Annotated in this window: 20 protein-coding genes and 1 pseudogene; 9 read left to right on the top strand and 12 right to left on the bottom strand. The window is 40.6% G+C overall.

All coding sequences use genetic code 11. The features are described 5' to 3' along the window. Window positions 1-5: 5 nt before the first annotated feature. From JUI58_RS12670 to JUI58_RS12660, 3 genes are all read right to left on the bottom strand, one after another. Window positions 6-461: an NUDIX hydrolase gene (locus JUI58_RS12670; RefSeq protein ID WP_204104159.1), complete on the bottom strand. Its 456-nt coding sequence runs from the start codon at window positions 459-461 to the stop codon at window positions 6-8. A 43-nt stretch (window positions 462-504) separates the two neighbouring features. Then, on the bottom strand, window positions 505-1,758 hold the full coding sequence (locus JUI58_RS12665; RefSeq protein WP_239121436.1) for a pitrilysin family protein: 1,254 nt from the start codon (window positions 1,756-1,758) through the stop codon (window positions 505-507). A gap of 80 nt (window positions 1,759-1,838) precedes the next feature. Beyond that, window positions 1,839-3,131 (bottom strand): pitrilysin family protein, encoded by a 1,293-nt coding sequence (locus JUI58_RS12660; protein ID WP_204104151.1) that lies wholly within the window; start codon window positions 3,129-3,131, stop codon window positions 1,839-1,841. A gap of 200 nt (window positions 3,132-3,331) precedes the next feature. Between JUI58_RS12660 and JUI58_RS12655 the strand changes: the two genes are divergently transcribed. After that, the gene (locus JUI58_RS12655) at window positions 3,332-3,934 is read left to right on the top strand and encodes a Uma2 family endonuclease (protein WP_204104150.1); all 603 of its coding nucleotides are present in this window, start codon (window positions 3,332-3,334) and stop codon (window positions 3,932-3,934) included. A gap of 20 nt (window positions 3,935-3,954) precedes the next feature. On the opposite strand, the gene JUI58_RS12650 is transcribed toward JUI58_RS12655, so the two are convergent. From JUI58_RS12650 to JUI58_RS12640, 3 genes are read right to left on the bottom strand one after another with little or no spacing between them, the layout of a single operon-like run. Beyond that, a complete protein-coding gene (locus tag JUI58_RS12650) occupies window positions 3,955-4,659 on the bottom strand; it encodes a DevA family ABC transporter ATP-binding protein (protein WP_204104157.1) in 705 nt (234 codons plus the stop codon). Window positions 4,660-4,682: 23 nt separating this feature from the next. Beyond that, window positions 4,683-5,858: an ABC transporter permease DevC gene (gene devC, locus JUI58_RS12645; RefSeq protein ID WP_204104149.1), complete on the bottom strand. Its 1,176-nt coding sequence runs from the start codon at window positions 5,856-5,858 to the stop codon at window positions 4,683-4,685. After that, window positions 5,855-7,036 carry an ABC exporter membrane fusion protein gene (locus tag JUI58_RS12640; protein ID WP_204104148.1) on the bottom strand — a complete coding sequence of 394 codons (1,182 nt, stop codon included), beginning with the start codon at window positions 7,034-7,036 and terminating at the stop codon, window positions 5,855-5,857. Before JUI58_RS12640 ends, devC begins: the two co-directional genes overlap by 4 nt. A 108-nt stretch (window positions 7,037-7,144) precedes the next feature. Between JUI58_RS12640 and JUI58_RS12635 the strand changes: the two genes are divergently transcribed. Next, entirely contained in the window at window positions 7,145-7,759 is a 615-nt protein-coding gene (locus JUI58_RS12635; protein ID WP_204104147.1) for a TetR/AcrR family transcriptional regulator, read from the top strand. A gap of 87 nt (window positions 7,760-7,846) precedes the next feature. Here JUI58_RS12635 and JUI58_RS12630 read toward each other — a convergent pair whose 3' ends face one another. Beyond that, the gene (locus tag JUI58_RS12630) at window positions 7,847-8,875 is read right to left on the bottom strand and encodes a hemolysin family protein (protein ID WP_204104146.1); all 1,029 of its coding nucleotides are present in this window, start codon (window positions 8,873-8,875) and stop codon (window positions 7,847-7,849) included. Between the two features lie 62 nt (window positions 8,876-8,937). On the opposite strand from JUI58_RS12630, the gene JUI58_RS12625 reads away from it, so the two are divergent. Next, window positions 8,938-11,121, top strand: a complete 2,184-nt coding sequence (locus JUI58_RS12625; protein ID WP_204104145.1) for a DEAD/DEAH box helicase — start codon at window positions 8,938-8,940, stop codon at window positions 11,119-11,121. 10 nt (window positions 11,122-11,131) lie between these two features. After that, window positions 11,132-11,770: a histidine phosphatase family protein gene (locus JUI58_RS12620; RefSeq protein WP_204104144.1), complete on the top strand. Its 639-nt coding sequence runs from the start codon at window positions 11,132-11,134 to the stop codon at window positions 11,768-11,770. Between the two features lie 125 nt (window positions 11,771-11,895). Here the strand turns inward: JUI58_RS12620 and JUI58_RS12615 are convergent, their stop codons facing one another. Continuing rightward, window positions 11,896-13,464 (bottom strand): hypothetical protein, encoded by a 1,569-nt coding sequence (locus JUI58_RS12615; protein ID WP_204104143.1) that lies wholly within the window; start codon window positions 13,462-13,464, stop codon window positions 11,896-11,898. Window positions 13,465-13,709: 245 nt separating this feature from the next. Between JUI58_RS12615 and ychF the strand changes: the two genes are divergently transcribed. Together ychF and JUI58_RS12605 are read left to right on the top strand one after the other, a co-directional pair. Beyond that, window positions 13,710-14,801: a redox-regulated ATPase YchF gene (gene ychF, locus JUI58_RS12610; protein ID WP_204104156.1), complete on the top strand. Its 1,092-nt coding sequence runs from the start codon at window positions 13,710-13,712 to the stop codon at window positions 14,799-14,801. 92 nt (window positions 14,802-14,893) lie between these two features. Next, window positions 14,894-15,469 (top strand): Uma2 family endonuclease, encoded by a 576-nt coding sequence (locus tag JUI58_RS12605; RefSeq protein ID WP_204104142.1) that lies wholly within the window; start codon window positions 14,894-14,896, stop codon window positions 15,467-15,469. Between the two features lie 16 nt (window positions 15,470-15,485). On the opposite strand, the pseudogene JUI58_RS12600 reads toward JUI58_RS12605, so the two are convergent. The 4 genes and pseudogenes from JUI58_RS12600 to JUI58_RS12585 all read right to left on the bottom strand — a co-directional run bounded on the left by JUI58_RS12600 (window position 15,486) and on the right by JUI58_RS12585 (window position 19,222). Further along, window positions 15,486-16,068 (bottom strand): annotated as a pseudogene (locus JUI58_RS12600) (hypothetical protein). Continuing rightward, the gene (locus tag JUI58_RS12595; protein ID WP_204104140.1) at window positions 16,055-16,984 is read right to left on the bottom strand and encodes a glycosyltransferase family 2 protein; all 930 of its coding nucleotides are present in this window, start codon (window positions 16,982-16,984) and stop codon (window positions 16,055-16,057) included. The pseudogene JUI58_RS12600 and the gene JUI58_RS12595 overlap by 14 nt, the downstream one beginning before the upstream one ends. Window positions 16,985-16,990: 6 nt before the next feature. Then, complete coding sequence (locus JUI58_RS12590; protein WP_204104139.1) at window positions 16,991-18,610, bottom strand: adenylate/guanylate cyclase domain-containing protein; 1,620 nt, start codon at window positions 18,608-18,610, stop codon at window positions 16,991-16,993. 171 nt (window positions 18,611-18,781) lie between these two features. After that, a complete protein-coding gene (locus JUI58_RS12585) occupies window positions 18,782-19,222 on the bottom strand; it encodes an NUDIX hydrolase (RefSeq protein WP_204104138.1) in 441 nt (146 codons plus the stop codon). A 212-nt stretch (window positions 19,223-19,434) separates the two neighbouring features. Here JUI58_RS12585 and JUI58_RS12580 point away from each other — a divergent pair, with 212 nt between their 5' ends. From JUI58_RS12580 to JUI58_RS12570, 3 genes are all read left to right on the top strand, one after another. Beyond that, complete coding sequence (locus JUI58_RS12580) at window positions 19,435-20,463, top strand: NAD(P)H-dependent glycerol-3-phosphate dehydrogenase (RefSeq protein ID WP_204104137.1); 1,029 nt, start codon at window positions 19,435-19,437, stop codon at window positions 20,461-20,463. 158 nt (window positions 20,464-20,621) lie between these two features. Continuing rightward, window positions 20,622-21,860 (top strand): ATP-binding protein, encoded by a 1,239-nt coding sequence (locus JUI58_RS12575; RefSeq protein WP_204104136.1) that lies wholly within the window; start codon window positions 20,622-20,624, stop codon window positions 21,858-21,860. Between the two features lie 9 nt (window positions 21,861-21,869). Then, window positions 21,870-22,061 carry a hypothetical protein gene (locus JUI58_RS12570; RefSeq protein WP_204104135.1) on the top strand — a complete coding sequence of 64 codons (192 nt, stop codon included), beginning with the start codon at window positions 21,870-21,872 and terminating at the stop codon, window positions 22,059-22,061. The last annotated feature ends 1 nt before the right edge of the window (window position 22,062 follow it).

Raw genomic sequence — 22,062 nt, 5'->3', positions numbered from 1 at the left:
GGGAATTAAGCAATGGTGGTTAAACCATTGAGATAATCTTGAAGTTGGCGATCGTGATCGTGACTGAGGGTTCCTAATGGCAATTCTGCTCGGGAGAAAGCACGCGCTTCTGAAATTTCGAGGGTATCTTCTACTTTTAAAGTTCCTGTGGCGTGAACTTCTAATAAGATACTAATTGAATGAATTCTTGGATCGCGATCGCGGGAGGAATAAATCCCTACTAAACGACCAAATTCAACTAATTCTAATCCTGTTTCTTCTTTTAATTCTCTTCTTGCTGCGGTTTTTAAGTCTTCTCCCCAATCAATAATTCCCCCTGGTAGTCCCCATGTTCCTGTATCTCGGCGACGAACGAGGATAATGCGATCGTCGGGTAATAGGGGAATCAGGGTTGCACCTGTGATGGGATGACGAAAAATAACACCGAGAACAGTAGAGATAAACTGCCAATATTGACGCATAAAAGTTCCCATAAAAAGCGATCGCATTTCCCTAATTTCCTCCTCAAAATTGTTCATTGATAAAGGCTTCAGGTCCAACCAAGGAAATATAAGGGTCGCCGCGAAAGTATTGCTGTGCGGTTTCCAAGGCCTGCTCGATAGTAACTTCTATGATAGCTTCTTGAAACTGAGTATCAAAATCAATACCCACCTCAATTGTTTCATACCAGCCCAATATTTGGGCAATTTCGGAGTTAGTTTGCTTACCGAGGGCATATTGACCCAAAAGTTTATTTTTAGCCCCTTGTAGGTCTTCTGGGGTGAGGAGAACCTCTCCCAGTCGCTTCACTTCTTGATGTAGTCCTTCGAGGGCGATCGCGGTGTTTTCTGGGGCGGTTCCCATATAGACGACAAATTGAGAGGTATCGAGACGAGTCGGATAAAAAGCAGAGACATCGTAAGCGAGTCCTCGTTTTTCCCGCAATTCGACAAAAAGACGGCTGGATAAACCATTCCCTAAATAAGTATTCAGGAGTTTGAGGACGGTATAATCTTTTTCTTTGCGAACAGATGGGGTTAAATAGCCCAACATGACGATCGCCTGTTGGCTATCTTGGGGATTTTTGTTAGAGGTGGGTTGAGAGGTAACTAAAGGGATTGTGAGTTCTGGGAGAGGAGAATTCGGGGTTTGCCAATCTCCGAAAACATCGGTAACGATCGCGATCGCCTCGTCGTGTTTAATGCGCCCCGAGAGAGAAATAACTAAATTATCTGGGCGAAAAAAGGTTTGGTGATACTGTTGTAAGTCATCGCGCCCCAATTTCCCGACAGTTTCTTCGCTGCCTAAAATAGATGTACCGTAGGGATGTTCCGCGTACATGGCTTCTCTTAACTGCTTAAAAGCGACATTAAAGGGGCGTTCTTGTTGAGAACGAATATTTTGTATCGTTAAATACTGTTCGAGTTCTACTTCTTCTGAGGGAAAACTCGGCGATCGCGTAATTTCTCCCACCAGTTGAAAAATTTCCCGAAAATCTTCTGTAACGGTTTTAAAACCAACGGAAAAATAGTCTGTGGATGCGTCAGCCCCTAACACCGCCCCTACGGATTCGATTTTTTCGGCGATTTCTACTGAAGATAAATGACTTGTTCCTTTTGTCATTACTGCTGCTAATAAGTGAGAAATCCCTGCTTTTTCCCGCAATTCCCAACGCCCTCCTGCTTTCAGAAACAATCTCCCGGCAATAATATCCGCCGTCGGATTTTCCACGGTAATAACAGTAATTCCATTGTTTAAAATTGTGCGTTGAGTTGACATTATAAGTTATGAGTTATGAATTATGAATTATGAATTATAAGCGATCGAGAATTATTTTCCTGTTCGTTATTTTTCAGATGTTACTCTCCCAGATTTTTCATGACCGTGACGGCATATTTGTCGGGAGAGAGGTATTGTTTAGCGATCGCCTGTAAGTCTGAAGCCTGCATTTTTTGGATGTGTTGGGGATAGGTGACAGATAGTTCTACCGTTGCGATCGTGCTGTAATACCCGTACAATCCTGCCAATTGACCAGGGGTTTCCGTGGAAAAGGCATAATCGTTTAAGAGCAAGCGTTTGACCCGATTTAATTCGCTTTCGGAAATCGGCACGGTTTGTAGTTGTTCTAGGCGATCGCAAATTTTCCTTTCGACGGTCTCTAGATGTTGTTCTTCCAAATCAGCGTTAATGGTCAATAGGCTCGAGTCCCGATGCAAAGAAAACTCGCTACCAATATCCCAGACTAAACGCTGTTCTTCTCTCAATTCTCTCACCAAACGGGACGATCGACCACAACCCAATAACACCGATATCATATCCAAACCGACGGCTTCATTGAGATGGTCGATACCAAAAGCCGTCCATGCCATCATTAAGCGAGCTTGTTCGAGGCGAGGTAAGCGTAACTCGGTGCGGCGAATCTCTGTTAAAACAGGTTGGGGACAAAAGGTACGAGTAGGACATTCGGAACGGACGGTAAACCCAGTAAATGTATCGCCAATCAAGGATAACGCCGTTTCGCGATCGACTCCCCCTACGATCGCAATGGTCATGTTTTCGGGTTGATAGTAGGTTTTGTGAAAACAGCGCATTTGGTTGGGGGTGCGATCGCGTACTTGTTCCTCTGTACCTAAAATTGAGCGTCCGTAGGTTGATTCCCCGTAAATTGTTTCGCACAAAGCCTGAAAGCCTAACCAGTCGGGATCGTCTTGACAAGAGCGAATTTCTTCAACCACCACTTCTCTCTCCCGCACAAATTCTTCGTCTTCAATACTGGCGTGCAGGAGAATATCGGCAAAGTAGGGCAAGGTTTCCGGGAGATATTGCGCTGCGGTGGTGATGAAAAAATGGGCATAATCGTGGCTGGTAGCGGCATTGGTGACTCCACCGCGATTCTCAATTTCGCGATCGAATTCCCCTGGGGCAACGCGCTTGCTCCCTTTAAAGATCATGTGTTCTAAAAAATGTGCCATTCCGTACCAGGGATCGGGTTCCACACTGACTCCCGCTTTCACCCAGACATCTACCATAACAACGGAGGTGTTTGGGAGATGTTGATGAATAACGGTCAGGCCATTATTCAACCGGAAGGTCTTAGCGGGAAATTGAACCGGAAATTGAATAGTATCGCGTTGTTGAGATAGCTGTTGCAAGGTTAAGCGCTTAACGATTTGTTAATCTATACCATTCTAGCTCTTAGGAAAATCTTAAATTGATCGTTTTGATACAAAATGCTGGATTTTTTAGGATAGAGGAACATAAAATAGATAATAAGATGGTAAAATGTAGAAAACGAAAACATAGAATAGGAAATTCTAATTCTTCATTACTGATTTTTCGCCCTCTTAGCATTATGCAACAAACAAGAGAAAAAATAATAGATAAATCTTCTTTATTACGTCTTTGGACAGTGGAGGAATACCACTACATGGCTGAAGTGGGAATATTAGGAATAGATGAATCTGTAGAATTAGTCGCCGGACAGATTATTAAAAAAATGAGTCCTCAAAAAACACCCCATGCGACAGCATTGACTTTAACGCGATTGTTGTTGGAGGAAAGATTAGGAAAACAGGTTTTAGTCAGGACACAATTACCCATAACTTTGAGCAATTATTCTGAACCAGAACCCGATGTTGCTGTTGTAATGCCTGATGTTTTACGTTATCTGGAACATCATCCCTGCGTCAGTGAAATTTATTTAATCATCGAAATTGCCGATACAACAAGCAAAACAGATCGGGAAATTAAGACGCGGGAATATGGAAAGGTTGGCATTAAAGATTACTGGGTTTTGGATATTAATAAGCGTTGTTTACATATTTTCCAAGACCCAACCTCCCACGGATATCAAAATGAGATAATACTTGAGGAAGACGGACAAATTTCGCCATTACAATTTCCCGATTTGAGCATTACTGTCCGAGATTTGTTACCTCCAGTTATTGTCGAGTAACATTTGATTATAATTCAATTTTAAGCAACAGCATTAACCGTCGAATTCGCAGTTAAGCGCCCATCTTCCATTTTAACAATGCGATCGGCAACATCTAAAATGCGATTATCGTGGGTAACAAGGAGAATTGTACAGCCTTGTTCTCGTGCCAACTTTTGCATCAATGTCACCACATCTCGACCGGATTTACTATCAAGAGCGGCGGTGGGTTCATCGGCGAGTACAATAGCAGGATGGGCGACTAATGCCCGCGCGATCGCGACTCGTTGTTTCTGTCCTCCAGAAAGATTATCGGGGTATTTTTCTATATATTCCCCTAAACCCACTTCTTCTAATATACTTGTTGCTTTTTGGCGCATCTGCGATCGCGTCAATGTTCCGTGTACTTCTAATCCCATTTGTACATTTTGCAGGGCGCTTAAACTCTGGTGTAAATTATGTGCTTGGAAAATATAACCATTATGACGACGCGCTTGTACTAACTGTTCTTGACTTGCCCCACATAGTTCGCTTCCTAACATTTTTAGGCTTCCCGACTGGGCAGAACGCAAACCGCTAACAAGGGTTAAAAGCGTTGTTTTTCCCGATCCTGAAGGACCCATCATAATGACAATTTCTCCAGCATAAATCTCCAAATTAATGCCAAAGAGAACTTGTTTTCGGAGTTGTCCTTGACCAAAGTAATGATCGAGATTTTCAACGGCAATAACGGGTGTTTTATTCATCATGGAAGATAAGCAAATAACAATTAAAAAATATCAGCAGGATCTGCCGCTTGTAATCTTCGGGTGGCGATCGCGCCAGAAATACCACACATAACAATCGTTAAAATTAACACGCCAATGGCTCGGGTTGTCGTCATAAGCATCGGTAAAGCTGTTGCTTTTTGCGCTAAGGCATATAAACCAATTGAGATTCCCAGCCCCGGAAAAAAGCCCAAAGCAGCTAAAATAATTGCCTCTTCAAATACCACCCCGAGTAAATAAGAGTTGCGATAACCCATTGCTTTAAAGGTGGCATATTCTGCTATATGTGCATTAACATCTGTCGAGAGAATTTGATAAACAATCACCACTCCCACCACAAATCCGATCGCGGCACCAAAGCCAAAAACAACGCCAATAGGACGATTGGTCGCCCAATAAGTTTTCTCGTTGTTAATAAACTCCTCAATAGTTAGGGTTTTTACATCGTCAGGTAAATGAGCATCAAGCATCGCTCTCACTTGCACCGGATCGCTCCCGGGTTCGATCTTTAATAAGCCCAAACTCACTGTCCCAGGCTGTCGTTTTGGCATTAAGCGCAAAAAGTTCTGATCGCTGGTAATAATCACCGCATCTGCTGCAAAAGAAGCCCCCATGCTAAATAGTCCGCCAATAGAGACGGTGCGGCGTTCGATTTCTGCAGTCACGGTTTCGCCCAGTTCTGTTTTGGCGATCGCCTCCTCATATTCTCCTCGGGCAGCGCGATCGAATAATACTGTATCTGGGAGTTTAATCTCATTTAATTTTTGCGTAATTTCCGGCAGGGCAAAAGCAGAGCGATCGGGGTTCATGCCGATAACCATCACTGAAGTTTTTTGCTGGGTTTGGGGGTTTTTCCACTGCACGGAGTTCACATAAAGAACGTCTGCGGATTCAATGCCTGGAATATCAAGGGCTTGATACAAACGCCGTCGAGGAAAGGTGGATAATTCTCCCCAATTCAGCGCTTGGGTATTCATAATGACGATATCTGCTTGTAAGTTTTCATGGAGTAAGGTATTGCTACTCAGTAGGGCATTCAAAAAGCCGAACTGCATGAAAATGAGGATATCTGCAAAGGCAATACCCGACATGGCCGTAAGTAAGCGAGTCAGATCGTGCTTGAGTTGCAACCATCCTAAAGGCGTGCGATGGGTTAAGGCTGTAAAAAGTTTTTTCATAGTTCGATCGCCACCGTGACTTGTAAATTGGTTAATCCGAGAACTTTTTCCCTGGAGGTTTCATCAAGTTTAACTCTCACTTCAATAACCCTTGCATCGATATTAGCAGAGGGATCGGCATTAATTACATCTTGGCGCAAGACTTGCAGGCCAATGTGTTCGACGGTTCCGCGTAATTCTTCAGGTACAGCATTACTGGTGACGATCGCAGGTTGACCCGTTCTGATTTTGCTAATATCACTCTCGTAAATTTCCGCGATCGCATACATCTCTCGGGTTTGTCCGATCTCGGCAATGCCTTCACTGGCAATAATTTCGCCGGGTCGGGTATGAATTTTGAGAATTTGTCCGGCTTGGGGGGATCGCACAAAAGCGCGATCTAAGTCGGTTTGAGCGCGATCGACGGCGGCTCGGGCGGCGTTAAGTTCGGCGGTAGCAAATTCCACATCTACTGGACGCACTTCAGTGATACGATCTAAGGTTGCTCTTGCTTCTCGTAATTGTTCCTGTTGGGAGGATGCCACGCGATCGCGTTCTGCCTTGGCTTCCTCTAGCTGCCATTGCAGGCGATCGAAGGTTAAGCGCTTGCTATCTCGATTGCTGGCGGAAATAGCCCCCTCGTTGTATAGGCTTTGATAGCGATCGTATTCAACTTTGGCATTATTTAACTCAGCCTGCAAGCGAGAGATGGCGGCTTCTCGTGCCTCCAGTTGGGTGCGGCGATCCCCTTGAATGCGAGAAATAGTAGCGCGTTGTGCCTCGATCGCCCCTTGTTGCGCTCCCGCTTGGATGCGATTAAGATTGGCTTGGGACACTCTTACTTTTTCTCTCGCTTCATTTAAAAGAGCTTCTAGGCGATCGCGACTATCCAAAATGGCGATGGTTTCCCCCTTTCTCACCCAACTCCCTTCCTCAACCAATAATCTCTCAATTCGATTACTCTCTGCTGAGGAGGGAGAAGATAGGCGTACTACTTCCCCGCGCGGTTCTAGTCGTCCCAGTCCCGTCACGGTTACAATTTCTGGCAAGGCTACGGCAGGGGCTTCGATCGCCGGTTGAAATAAGTTCATTCTGGAGGTAATGAATACTCCTCCTCCGGCACTCAAAAGCGCCGTCAAAACCACAATACCCAAGGCTTTGAAGGATCGGGGACGATCTGCTGTTCCATTATGAAGCACTTGTGCCTCCCTCTACTGAATAGTTGACCCAATTCCCTTATAATAAAACTAAACGGTTTCGTTTTATCTGTTTTAAGATTAAACCACTCAGCCCAATAAAGTCAAGAGATGTCCCCCAAAGAAACCAACTCCCCAGGTCGCCAAAAGTCCACAGAGAAAGCCACAGCCATCCTAGAAGGCGCAATGACCGAGTTTTTGACCCACGGCTATGCCGCGACGAATATGGACGGTGTAGCGGCGACGGCGGGAGTTTCCAAAGCAACAGTTTATCGCTATTTTCAGGATAAAGAGAGCTTATTTGTTGCCTTAGTGAAACGATTGGCAGAAGAAAAATATCGTACTGTTTTTAATCCCTTCAATGATAAAATATTACAACAAGAACCCAAAGTATTTTTGCATCTCCTCGCTACTAAAGTATTAGAAAACGCCGGGCAAGATCAGCAAATGCAAGCCTTTTTACGAACGATCATTGCCGAGTCTGGGAGATTTCCAGAATTGTCCCATCCTTATATCGAAAATTTAGCTAAACCTATCTTAGAAACCTTGAGTCAATATTTTGCTTCCCATGCTGAATTTGCGGGGAAAGATGCAGAAGTTTTAGCGCGATCTTTTATCGGGGCAATTATTTATTTTGTCCTACTACAAGAAGTTTTAGGAGGGAAAACTATCTTACCTATGGAACGCGATCGCTTTGTAGAGGGTTTGGTGAATTTGTTTGTCTGAGTTTTAGGAAAAAGAGTCGGCATCTATTCCTAATTCTTTGTAAATTTGCAACTTTGAGATGCACCCTACTCAACTCATAACAAATACTCAACTTTCTCCTAAAATACGCTTGCGACGCTTACGGGCAATTTCTTGCAAGTCTGTAGTGCGATCGGTTTCATCGACAATTTCTCCCGTTAAAACTTCGAGGACATCTTCAAGAGTGACCACCCCTGAAACGCCGCCATATTCATCAGCAACCACAAATAGATGTTCGTGTTTTTTCTGAAATTCTTGTAATAATTTATCGGATTTCATGGTTTCAGCAACAAAGAAAGCCTTGCGAGTTAAACTGGCGATCGATCTCTCTTTTTTGCCTTCTAAAAGTGCAACTAATAATTCATTTTTTAAGGCTAAACCAACAACTTCATCAATTGTTTCATTAATCACAACAATACGACTGTGCTGCGATCGCACAATATCATCTTTAGCTTCTTCTAAGGTTGAATTTCCTCGCAAATAAGTCATCACTGTTCGCGGGGTCATAATTTCGTGAGCCAGAAGATCGTTTAAGCGAAAAACGCGCTGGATCATGTCTGCTTCGTCGTCCTCAATAATGCCTTCTTGATGTCCTATTCTCGCTAAAAACTTAATTTCTGCCTCATTAGTTGTTGGTTTCTTTTTACCTTGCAGAAAAGGCGAAGTTGCCCGTTCGATAAACCAGACGAGAGGTGCTAGAATAAAAACTAATCCTGTTACTGGAATAGCAACCCATAGCGCGATCAGGAAAGCATTACGCTCTCCTACCGTTTTAGGAATAATTTCCCCAAACATGATAATGAGTAAGGTTAAAAAAGCAGAAAATATTCCCAGCCAAGCATCACCAAAAACCGTTGTAGCAATACTACCAATCAAAATACTTCCGACAATATTAAAAATATTGTTGAGAATAACAATAGTCGCAATTGAACGATGCACACGAGTGCGAATAGCAAAAAGTGCCAATTCCGATCGCTTTTTTGACTGTCCGAGTTGTCGAACTTTAATCGGGGAAACAGATAGAATTGCAGTTTCTGTCAAAGAGCAAAATGCTGAACCAATCAGGACAATAATAACAACGAGTATTAAGGCAATCATAAAGTTATGAGAACTTGGTAAAGATTAATTAAAATGCTTAAGTTTAAACTTTGAAGTTGATTATGTCTCAAAAAACGATACCGCAAAAAACTTTCGATCGCCTGTCCCCTTTTATTCAAGAATATATTTACAATCAGGGTTGGCAACAATTGCGGGATGTACAAATTGCTGCCTGTCAGATTATTTTTGAAACGAATGCTCATCTCTTGCTTGCTACTGGCACAGCATCGGGTAAAACCGAAGCCGCATTTTTACCAATTCTAACGCTTCTTGACGAAGAGCCTCCAAAAACAATTGGAGTTCTTTACATTAGTCCCATTAAAGCCCTCATTAACGATCAATTTGAACGTCTGAACGATCTTCTAGTGCAAAGTCATACCCGCGTTTTTGCTTGGCATGGGGATATACCATCAAGTCGCAAGCGAAAACTCCTTGCATCTCCTTCTGGTATTCTGCAAATTACACCGGAGTCTCTGGAAAGTTTATTAATCAATCATTATTCTACAATTTCTCGACTCTTTGGCGATTTGCGTTTCGTCGTTATTGATGAAATTCATTCTTTTATGGATTCAGAAAGAGGCTATCAAATTTTATGCCAACTTGTTCGCCTTTCTCGCATTATTAATAAAGTTCCTCGTCGTATTGGCTTATCTGCCACCTTGGGAGATTATAAAATAGCCAAAAGATGGTTACAAATGGGAACAAATTTAGCCGCGATCGCCCCTGAAATTGCAGATGATTCTCGCAAGGTTCGTTTAGCGGTAGAACACTTTCCTCTCGCTTCTGAAATTGAACCCACAGATCCTTATTATCGCTATCTATTTGAGATTACAAAAAACAGCAAATCCTTGATTTTTGCCAATAGTCGTACCGATACTGAATCTGTTATTGCTAACTTGCGATCTTTAGCGCGATCGCAGAATGCACCGGATATTTACCACGTTCATCACGGCAGTATTTCCGCTTCCCTACGAGAAGATGCAGAAACGGCGATGCGATCGGATACTTATGCGGTAACTGCGGCAACTTTAACGTTAGAATTAGGCATCGATCTCGGTCAACTGGAACGAGTTATCCAATTAAATTCGCCTCTATCTGTTTCCAGTTTCTTACAAAGATTGGGACGCACGGGACGGCGAGAAATGCCCGCCGATATGCGCTTTATTTGTTCGGAAAAAGAACAATTGGGGGATGAATTTTTACCAGATTTAATTCCTTGGCAACTGTTACAAACTATCGCAATTATTCAACTTTATCTCGAAGATCGCTGGCTCGAACCCATTCAATTGCCAAAATACTCTTATAGTTTATTATATCATCAAACTCTGAGTATTTTAGCTTCTTGTGGAGAGCGATCGCATCAAGAACTTGCTAATAAAGTGCTAAGTTTACCCGCTTTTCAGGATGTCTCCCCGAGAGATTTTCAACAACTTTTAAATTACTGGGAAAATTTAGAACATCTTGAAGTCACAGAAAATAACACTTTAATTTTAGGATTAATCGGCGAAAAAATCGTGCGTAACTTTCAATTTTATGCAGTTTTTGATGCACCGATGGAATACGTTGTCCGAGGAGAAGCAGGAGAAATTGGCAGTATTTTTACACCTCCTCCTCTTGGGAAACAATTTTCTCTGGCCGGGAGAACATGGCAAGTTATTGATGTCGATTATGGCAAAAGAAATATTTGGGTTAAACCTGTTTCTGGTATCGCTAATATTGCTTGGCGCGGTTGCGGTATGGGAAAAATTCACACGAAAATATTGCAGAAAATGAGAACAATTTTATTTGCAGAACATGATTATCCTTATTTATTACCAGGTGCAAAAACAAGATTGACTGAAGCGCGAAATTTAGCGCGACGCTACGATCTCGATCGCGAAATTATTCATCCTCTCGATCGCAATCTTTATTGCATTTTTCCTTGGATGGGAACAAAAACTTTTAATACTTTGGAAAAATGGATATACTTTGTAATGGGGGACTTTATGAACCTAAAAATTAGGAAATCTTTATCTCCTTATTATTTACTATTGACATCAGGAGAGAAAACTGAGGCGATCGCGATTCAGGAAACAATTGTAAATTTATGTCAACAAAACTTGACCTCAGAAGATATTACTGCGTTTATCGATTCCCCTCAGCGACAAAAATATGATAAATTTATTCCTGATCATCTTTTACGAAAAGCCTTTGCTTGGGATTATTTAGATATAGTAGAATTGCAACAAATCGTTAAGACTTGGTAAAAGAGAAAAAATGACACAAACTATTTGGATAGCAAGACACGCAAACCGTTTTGATTTTGTTAACCCTGAGTGGTTTGAAACAGCAGAACATCGCTACGATCCCCCTTTATCAGAAGATGGATTCATACAAGCAAAAGAGTTAGGGAAACGCTTACAATTAGAGAAAATTGTGCATATTTTTGCCTCTCCCTTTCTTCGCACAGTACAAACAGCCAATGAAATCGCCTATTTTCTCGATTTACCGATTAAATTAGAAGCGGGACTGGGTGAGTGGTTAAATCCTGATTGGATGTCAAAAATGCCTGAGATATTATCTCGAGAAGAATTAGCACAACAATATCCTAGAATCGATCTGCGTTACCAATCTCGAGTCATTCCAGAATTTCCCGAAAATGAAGCAGAAGTTATGGACAGAACTGCTCGCACCGTGCAACAATTAGTCTCAGAATTCTCTGAGGATATTTTATTAGTTGGTCATGGTTCATCAGTATTAGGAACAATTCGAGGATTAGTACCGGAATGTCCTGATTTTAGAGTTCCTTTGTGTTGTTTATTTAAGGTTGTTAAAGATTCTGAAAAATGGATTGTGGAGTTAGAAGGAGATACTTCCCATTTAAGTCAAAGCGAAAGTAAAATTCGCTTTAATTAATGTTTCTAATTTTACCCCTTTAGCGCGATCGCCAATATTTATAATATACATTTAGGGTGTGGCGATCGCGAGTATAGTGTAGTTTAAGGCTACACTTAACCATATATCTTTTCTTTCTAGTCTTTCTAACCAATACCAGATAAATACTGCTTCGATCGAGAATTTTCTGATAGTAGTTCTTGCATCTCAGATTTTCCTAAATGGCGTAATTGTCGCGCTATTTGTAGATTAATTAGCGCGATCGCAATACTTTGACCAACAATAGATAATAAAGTTTTACCAGATTCTAGAACAAACAATTCTGGTAAAATAGAGATTATCGATAATGCAGGGATAGAGCATAAAACTGTTACCGTGGCGATCGCCACAACTACCCGATGTTTGAATTTTTGCAGTAATATCCATTGGACAAGACTGCTATAGAGTAAAATAATGCCACTACTTATCAACACGGAAATTATAAGCTGCAGACGATAATATTCACCGAAAGGCAAGATAAAAATTGTAATGAGGAAAATCGTAGAAGTCAAAAGCAAATTTAACGCGATCGCCAGAGTTGCGGGGCTTTCTTCTCCCCAAATTAAATCCCAAAGTAAATTTTTCTTGGTTTTTTGATGATGATAGCGCGACCAATTTTGTAGAGTTTTGCGATGGGGACTCAAAGCACCCATTAATCCACAGAATAGACAGAATTGGAGAATTAAAATAGCTGAAAAATTTTCAAACAAATACTTCAACCCATTCTCCCTATCTATAGGGTTTGGGATAGAAAATCCAATCAAAATGACAATAATGCTACCACTCAACCAGTAACTCTGTGTTTTACTTAAAGGAGAAATACTGCGATTGTGGAAGCGGCGATCGAGTCCATGCCATAACCAAGATATCACCAAACTGTAGCTAATCAAAGTAAACAGACAAGCCGTTATTGGATTACTCCAAAAAGACACACCAAACCAAGTTAAATTTGAGAAATAGTTGTTACTTAAACCATCAAAAAGACTGAAAGAATAGGGTGTTTGATTGACTAAATAAGGCAGGATATAGCCTGGATAAAATAAAGCAAACCAATTGAAAGCACTAATGGGTAAAGGCTTCGTATCATATAAGAATTTTAGAGCAAAGATGAACGAAAAGCCAAACATCAAAATACTTCCTAAAAATGCAGGGGAGTATTTTATCTCACCTTGAACCAAAGCAAGTAGTAAAGCGGCGCTATAAAACAAGAAACAATTAACAGCAACAATACTATAAAAAACCAAGATAAGATGTATAGGTATTCCTGTATAAATTCCTAAGCCAAAATGCAAGGGAAACACAAAGAAAAATGCCAAATAAACCAAGATGGGAACACCAATAAGTTTACCCAGTAAAATACTTTTGCTGGTTTGAGGACTCAAGCGGACAAAGTTAAGAGTTCCTTGTTTTTCTTCTCGATATAAGTCCTCAATCAGTAAATAGCTTCCCACGACCAATAAGCTAATTATGCCAACAATACTTAAGGTAATAAACAGGTACAAAGCACTGACATGAAAATCAGAATTACTTTCAAGATGTAGATAGAATAATAAAATTTGCGCGATGGCAGAAATCCCTATAGAAATGATGATGTTCTTCGGTGTCAATCGGCCTTTTAATTCTCGTAAGAGTTGCGGATTCCAATCCCCAATTTTGTCAAGTAGTGTATCTATCATTGTTACTATTTTGGTAAGGAAACTGATTAATATGGGTTTATCTTCTATCTTACCCGATCCTTTTACAATCGGTAAGAATGGAGATTGCAAAAGGGTAGCAGGTCAAAGCTGCTGAACAAAAGAACTACTTGAATCTACTGTTAAACAGATTGACCGACGACTCAAAATTTCTGGTACCCAGTGGAATTCTGAGATGGAAATCTGTTATCATAGAAGATTGGTATATTATTTTAGCGATCGCACCTATGCTCAGAGCCGGAATTGTCGGATTGCCCAATGTAGGCAAATCAACTCTATTTAATGCCCTCGTTGCCAATGCTAAGGCAGATGCGGCAAATTTTCCCTTTTGTACCATTGAACCCAATGTAGGGGTTGTCGCGGTTCCAGATGAGCGTTTAAAGGTTTTGGCAAAACTTTCTAAGTCGAAACAAATTGTACCGACTCGCATGGAGTTTGTCGATATTGCTGGGTTGGTGAAAGGGGCTAGTAAAGGGGAAGGTTTGGGTAATCAATTTTTAGCCAATATTCGCGAAGTTGACGCGATCGTTCATGTGGTACGCTGTTTTGAGAATGAAGATATTATTCACATTGCGGGTTCTGTGGATCCGGTGCGAGATATTGAAACTATTGATTTAGAATTGGCATTATCAGATTTATCACAGGTTGAAAAACGCATCGATCGCGTGAGAAAACAAGCAAAGACGAATAAAGATGCGAAGGAAGAATTAACGATTTTAGAAAAGTTACAAACTGCCCTCGATGCTGGCAAAATGGCGCGTCAAATCGGGTTAACTGAGGAGGAATGCGAACTGATTAAACAATTGGGTTTATTAACATTAAAACCGATTATTTATGCCACCAATGTTTCGGAGGATGACTTGGCTACGGGTAACGATTGGGTTAAAGAAGTTGAGCAGGTAGCGGCAAAAGAAAATGCTAAGGTAGTCGTTGTTTCGGCTCAAGTTGAATCGGAATTAGTTGAGTTATCTGAAGAAGAAAGCAAGGATTTTTTGGAGGCTTTGGGAGTTGAAGAAGGAGGTTTAAAGTCTTTAATTCAAGCCACTTACGATCTGTTAGGCTTGCGGACCTATTTAACGACGGGAGAACAAGAAACTCGCGCTTGGACTATTATTGCTGGCATGACGGCACCCCAAGCAGCCGGAGTTATTCACACGGATTTTGAACGGGGTTTTATTCGGGCTGAAACGGTTAGTTATCACGATCTTGTTACTTTTGGTTCGATGAATGCAGCCAAGGAAAAAGGATTGGTTCGCAGTGAAGGAAAAGAGTATATTGTTAAAGAAGGAGATGTATTATTGTTCCGATTTAATGTTTAGTTTTAGAACTCTAGGGAGTTTGTCGTGCGGGTAATCTTGCCCACTTGCTGTGTTTTTTTAACTGAGATGCACCCTAAATTTGGAGAATAGCGATGGTACAAACACTCATTAAAAAGATAAGTATAGAGGAGTTTCTCAAACTTCCTGAAACTCGACCTGCCAGTGAATATATTAATGGTCAAATTTTGCAAAAACCGATGCCTCAAGGAAAGCATAGTAAAATTCAAGCGAAGTTAGTCACAACAATTAATCAATTCGTAGAAGAATCAGAAATTGCTCAAGCCTTTCCTGAATTGCGATGTGTTTTTGGAGGACGTGCGATCGTGCCAGATGTAACGGTTTTTGCTTGGGATAAAATACCGGTCGATGAAAATGATGAGATTGCCAATATTTTTAATGATATACCGGATTTGATCGTAGAAGTCCTTTCTCCAGACCAAAGCCAAACTAAAGTTACAGGAAAAATTTTACACGCTCTCAATTATGGCAGTCAAATGGGATGGTTAATCGATCCTTCTGCACATTCCATTTTAATTTATCCTCCACAACAGCAACCCCAACTATTAGATGAAGAGGAGCAAATTTTACCGGTTCCAGAATTAATTCAGGATTTAAAATTAACTGTGGGAGATGTATTTGGATGGTTGAAAAAATCAAAGAAAAAGTAAAGAAAACGGGTGCATCTCAAAGTTGCAAGTTTACAACATCGACTATAATTCGCCCGGTTATTTGTCCTTGCAGAATCTTGGTAATATATTCGGGAAGTTGAGAAAGCCCGATCGCGGTAGCCATTTCTGCTAATCCTTCTGGTTTCCATTCTGAGGCCAGTTTTTCCCATATCAATAAACGCAGAGATAGGGGACATTGCACTGAATCGATGCCAATTAAACTCACACCTCGTAAAATAAAAGGATAAATAGTTGTCGTAATGCGATCGCCAGCGACTAAACCGCAAGTGGTGACAATTCCTCCATATTGCAAGGATTTGGCGATCGTACCTAAAATGTTTCCTCCGACAGTATCGATCGCACCAGCCCAACGTGCTTTTAATAAGGCTTTATCTGTCCCTGGAATGGGGAAATTTGCGCGTGATTCCTCGGTTTCCTCTGGCTGAAAGGGCATCTTTATAATTTAATGAAGAATAATGCACTCGAATCAAAATATCCCCATCGGGAAGTGCGCTGAAATCTTGTTCGACAACGTTACCAATAAATTGATTATCTTCAGATTTTGTAACGATAAAACCTTTAAATTTACTTTTCATTATAAGCAGAATATACGCCTTGTACGTTATACCAGTTGAGGAAAATTCGAGCAACTTCTAACGCCAATTGAGGCTTACCGCGATCGATAAGCCATTGTAAAAAGGGAGCCAATGTTTTTTCATTTAGCAATCCTCCTAAAGAAAGAATTCCCCATAAAATTCGATGAATCCATGTCATTTGGATCATCATTCGGACTTCCCAAGTTGGATGTTTTTCATAGAATAAAACTCCCATGCGTCCCCGTTGAATTTCTCGATCGATCAGGCTAGGAATTTGTTTTAAACTAAAAGCAGGATGCCAATGATAACCGACGGCTTCGGGACATTTAAGCAACTTTAAACCTAATTTTTTCAAACGTACTCCTAATTCTAAATCTTCCCAACCGTAGAGTTGAAATCGAGTGTCAAATAAACCTGCTTCAAGTAGCCATTTTTTGGCGATCGCCACATTTCCCGTCGCAAAATAAGCCGCAGAAAAATCAGTAATTTTATAGGGTTCTGAAGTCGGATTTGTGAAATTGCAAGTATTAATCACCCAACCATAAGTAAAAATGCGATCGCTATTATATTCTTTTTCTCCTTGTAATAGGCGATCGGCATGAGATTGTAAGAATTTTTCCGTAACTACTAGATCGCTATCAATAAAAATAATTATATCACCTCGAGAGACTTCTACCCCTAAATTACGGGCTGCTGCGGGACCCTGATGATTTTGGGAACGAGTTATAACATGAGGAAATTCTGTTTTTTCTGCTTGCAACCAATCTAATGTTCCATCCGTTGAACCATCATCAACAACTATAATTTCATAACCTTCAATTATACCATTAAACCTCAAGTCTTGAGACTCTAATGCCCTTAAGCACTTTGCTAAAATTGGTTGGCGATTATAAGTCGGAATAACAATACTTAGAAACATAATTCGTTATTGTTTATTATCAACATTTTTTCCTAATAACCAGTATGTTACCATTTCTCCCTTGCCTTTAATTTCGACCAATCCTCTTTTTTCCAGCAGATAAAGATCTTTGAGTTTTTCATAAACAATTTCGGTTACTTGAATTTTACCAGGTTCTCCTGTAGACTCCATGCGAGAGGCTACATTAACAGTATCGCCCCAAAGATCGTAAGAAAATTTGCTCGTTCCTAAAACTCCAGCAACCACCGATCCTAGATGAATGCCGATGCGAATCTCAAATTGGCGATCGCGTTTTCCCTCAAACTCTGTTAAGGATAAGTGAAAGTTTTTAATTTTTTCCAGCATTGCTAAGGCAGCATCGGCGATCGCTTCCACATGATTTTCTCGCACAACGGGGAGTCCTCCCGCTAACATATAAGCATCTCCTACTGTTTTGATCTTCTCGACTCCTAATTCTAACGCTAATTTATCGAAAGCGGAAAAGATTTGATTGAGAAAACTTACCAATTCCAAAGGTTTAACCAGAGTAGATAATTGAGTAAATCCGACAATATCAGCAAATAAAATTGTTGCTTCATCAAACTGTTCAGCAATAGATTCTGGTGCCTGTTTGAGACGTTTAGCAATCTTTTGTGGGAGAATATTTAAAAGCAAAGTCTCGGATTTTTGCTGCTCTATTTGTAAGGCTTTCACGGCTTCCCGACGTTGATTTTCAATTTGATCTGCCGCGATCGCTTTCCCTAAACTTTGCGCCATTAATTCAATAATTTCTTTTTCTTGTACCTCAAATTTTTGGACGCGAATTTCCTGGGAAGAAAAATTCAGGGTTCCGTAAATTTTGCCATTGACCCAAATTGGCGTACCGAGATAAGATTGCAAAGTATAATTTGTATAATAAGGATGATCGACTAATTCAGGAATTTGACTAATATTATCATAAGCGCTAGTTGACTTACTTTTAACGGTTGCGATACAAAAAGTATCTTTTAAAGCAAATTCTCGATCTTGCTGAAGAAAATCCCAAGGCGATCGCGCGGCTTTAATAGTATAAATATCTCCTTCAATCTTACTGATAACACCCGTTGGAAATCCGAGAATTTTACACCCCGTCGCGAGATAATCTGCAAATTGTGCGGTAAAATCTTGATACTCCGTTGTATCCAAACGATGTAACGCTTTGAGATTATTGCTAAAGGCTTCTAAAACCTCTGACTTGCGGGCAATTTCATTTTTAGCTTCTTTGAGGGCAATATGATTTTGTACGCGGATTAATACTTCTTCCAAATGAAAAGGTTTAGTAATATAATCCACTCCCCCAACGGTAAAGGCTTTAATTTTATCCAAAACATCATCTAAAGCACTTAAAAAAATCACAGGAATGTCTCGCGTCCTCTCATCCTCCTTCAAGTGCGTACAAACTTCATAGCCATTCATTTGCGGCATATTAATATCCAATAAAACTAAATCAGGAGGCTTGGCTTGTGCCGCTTTAATAGCCATTTGTCCATTCATTACGCTGCGAACTTTATATCCTTTTCCCCCTAGCATGGTAGACAGCAAACGGAGATTAGCAGGTGTATCATCAACAATCAACAAATTGTTGGCTTTTTCTGTAACGGAATCCATTTTTAGTTTCTCTCTATATTATATTTGTAAATAAGGTAAATCGTTCTTCTACTTATTTCGTTGAGGAAACAACTAAATCCGGCAATTCTCCAAATCCACCATATTTATTATATATTCCTAATCTGGCTTTAGGAAATTGTTTTCTTCGTTACCATTATCTTTTTGGTATATTTAAGAGCGTATAATCAAACGAGGGCGTATTCCATAGTTACGATAGTACCAATAATCTTTCAGGATTTGCGCGTGATCGAAACAGAGATTTGTAGGAATTTCCCATTGAGAGAAAAGGGCTAGGTTTTTGGCATCGTCTGCTGCTTTGGGTTCTCCCGTTGCTGTGGCTAAAAAGACAACACTTATAGTATGTTTGCGGGGATCGCGATCGGGGTGGGAATAAACGTAAAATTGTTCGAGAAGTTCCACCTCGAGGCTAATTTCCTCTTTGGCTTCTCGAAAGGCTGCTGTTTCCATCGTTTCCCCATAGTCTACAAAACCTCCAGGAATAGCCCAACCATAAGGAGGGTTTTGCCGTTCAATGAGAATAATGGGGCGATCGCGGCGATCGGTTAATTCGATAATGATATCAACTGTCGGGATGGGATTGCGATAAGTCATGGATTAAATTTAATAATCTGAGAGGATTCGCTACCATAAGATTGTGTTGCGAGTTTAAGGATCGATCTAGATATCTCTCTTGATGTCTATCTTGAAATCTTCAACTTCAACGCCCAAACCTCAATCGTAATGTTGTTGGCAACTCTCGTCAATCCTTCTACCCAGAAGACAATTTATTCAGGTTCGGTTTTTGTTGAATTTCAAAGAATTATATGACTAATCCAGCGACTACAAACTCTGCTGCCTTGGAAACCCTCACTAACCGAGAAACTCAAGACCAAGTTGATTTTCTTTCTTTTTCTCCCGATCTTCCGACTCGCTTAACTGTGATTGGTTCGGGGGCGTGGGGAACGGCTCTCGCTAAAGTATCAGAACGCAGCAATCACCGCGTGCGGTTGTGGTCCCGCAGTAGTTCCGAACCTTTGGACAAGGCGATCGCCGGGGCGAAAGTCATTCTGTCAGCCGTCTCGATGAAAGGAGTGCGATCGGTAGTCGAACAGTTGCAAAAATTAGAAATTCCCGAGGATATTATCTTTGTTACCTCCACCAAAGGCTTAGATCCTCTGACTACTTGTACTCCCTCACAAATATGGCAAGAAGCCTTTCCCAATCATCCCATTGTTGTCTTATCGGGGCCGAATCTTTCTAAGGAAATTATGAAAGAATTGCCGGCTGCAACGGTTGTAGCCAGCCAAAACGAACAAGCGGCAGAAATCGTGCAAGAATTGTTTTCCTGTGATAGTTTTCGAGTTTATGTGAATGGCGACCCCATTGGCACAGAATTGGGAGGAACTTTAAAAAATGTCATGGCGATCGCCTCGGGAGTCTGCGATGGACTGCAATTAGGAACCAATGCCAAAGCTGCTTTACTAACGCGGGCTTTACCGGAAATGATTCGCGTAGGGGCGCATTTGGGTGCCGATCCCGAAACATTTTTCGGGTTATCGGGTTTGGGCGATTTACTCGCAACTTGCGATAGTCCTCTTTCCCGGAACTATCAGGTAGGTTACGGCCTTTCTCAAGGTAAAACTTTAGAGGAAATTTTAGAAAATTTGGTGGGTACCGCAGAGGGGGTTAATACGACTAATGTTTTGATGAAACTTGCCGATCGCGAAGGCATTCCTGTTCCCATTTCTCGTCAAGTTCATCGTCTTCTACGGGGTCGCATTACCCCTCAAGAAGCGGTTCAAGCCTTGATGGAACGCGAATTAAAATCTGAATTCTGCGATTTAGATTTATGACGGAGAGAAAGGACTAAACGCGAAATTTTAGCAGGGAATATTCTTGGGTTTGCGGGACTGATTATTGGCTATTGCCGCGATCGTGTGCAAACCCTTTTTTCTCACTGGTTTACTTCTCAGTTGTACCAATTAATTATTTATAAAGCTATAAGGTTATCATGATTAAAAAACTAACTCTAGAAAATTGGAAAAGTTTCCGAAAAGCCGATTTATATATCGATCCGATAACTGTTTTGATCGGTAAAAATGCCAGTGGAAAATCGAATATTATTGATGCTTTCGATTTTTTGAGTCGCATTGCTAGAAAGGAAACATTTGAAACTGCACTCAATGGTAACGGCAATACATCAGAAATTAGAGGCGGATCTGAATGGGCAACTCGAAAATCGGAACATGAATTTAGTTTGAAAGTTGTTATTGATGGAGACCAAGATTCCGATTATCTTTACAGTTTAACAATTGATACAAACAAAGGTTTATCTTTAAAACACGAGTCTATAAATTTGATTACAGAAAAAAGTAGAGAACATCTCGAACCAATTGAAATAAATTCTTTATTACCTGATGCAAGTTATTATGAAATTAGACAAGAACATCTCGAAACTTATGAAAGATTGTGGACAGAACAACCATCTTATCCACTATATGTAGAAAAAAAAGTTTTATGTTCTGGTTTTGATTCTCTCCAGAATGCTCAAGTTGCTCATGTAAAAACCTTCGATCGCTTGCGAAAGATTTTTGTTTTTAATCCGATTCCCTCTAAAATGAGAAACTATTCTAAACTTTCCCCAAACTTAGAACGGGATGCTTCAAATATAGCAGGTGTAATAGCAGCATTACCCGAATATCAAAAATTGAGTCTGGAAAATGAATTATGCCGTTATCTTGCTCAAATCCCTGAATTCAACATTCAAAAAGTATGGGTAGAAATTGTTGGATCGTGGGGTGAAGATGCCATATTGTACTGTGAGGAAACTTTGAATGAAAAGGCATCACCTCTTCAAATTTACCCAAGAGTAATGTCTGATGGAATCTTAAAATTTTTGGCGCTTTTAACAGCAATGCTCACTCTACCTGCACATAGTTTGGTTGTAATTGAAGAAGTAGAAAATGGTTTACATCCTTCTCGTGCCGGATTACTTCTAGAGATGTTACGAGATATTGGAAAAAAACGCCAGATTGATGTTTTATTAACTACTCATAATCCCGCATTACTCGATGAATTAATCCCAGATTTTCTGCCCTTTATTATGATTGTGTATCGCAATATGGAAACTGGAGAAAGTCAAATTATCCCTCTAGAAGATATGGATAATTTAGCTAAATTAATTTCTTCAGGATCGTTAGGCGAAATTGTTCGAGAAAGTTTATTAGAAAATAGCTTGCAAAGACTTTAGAGAGACAAAATGAAGCAAAAAATATTAATCATCGATACCTCAATTCTCTGTGAATGGCTGGAAATTCCGGGGAAACATTCAAAAGAGAGTGAATGGAATCAAGAAAGAATCGATCGCAAAATAGAAGAAGAAAAAAAAGCAGGTACGCAATTTCTGCTTCCATTCCTAGACGAAATTTTGAAGTCGAAATATTCACGCTAGA

It is taken from the genome of Spirulina sp. CCY15215 (assembly GCF_016888125.1).
Taxonomy (GTDB): domain Bacteria; phylum Cyanobacteriota; class Cyanobacteriia; order Cyanobacteriales; family Spirulinaceae; genus CCY15215.
The sequence above is the reverse complement of the archived record's forward strand: the minus strand, read 5'-3'. Positions and strand labels throughout refer to the sequence as shown.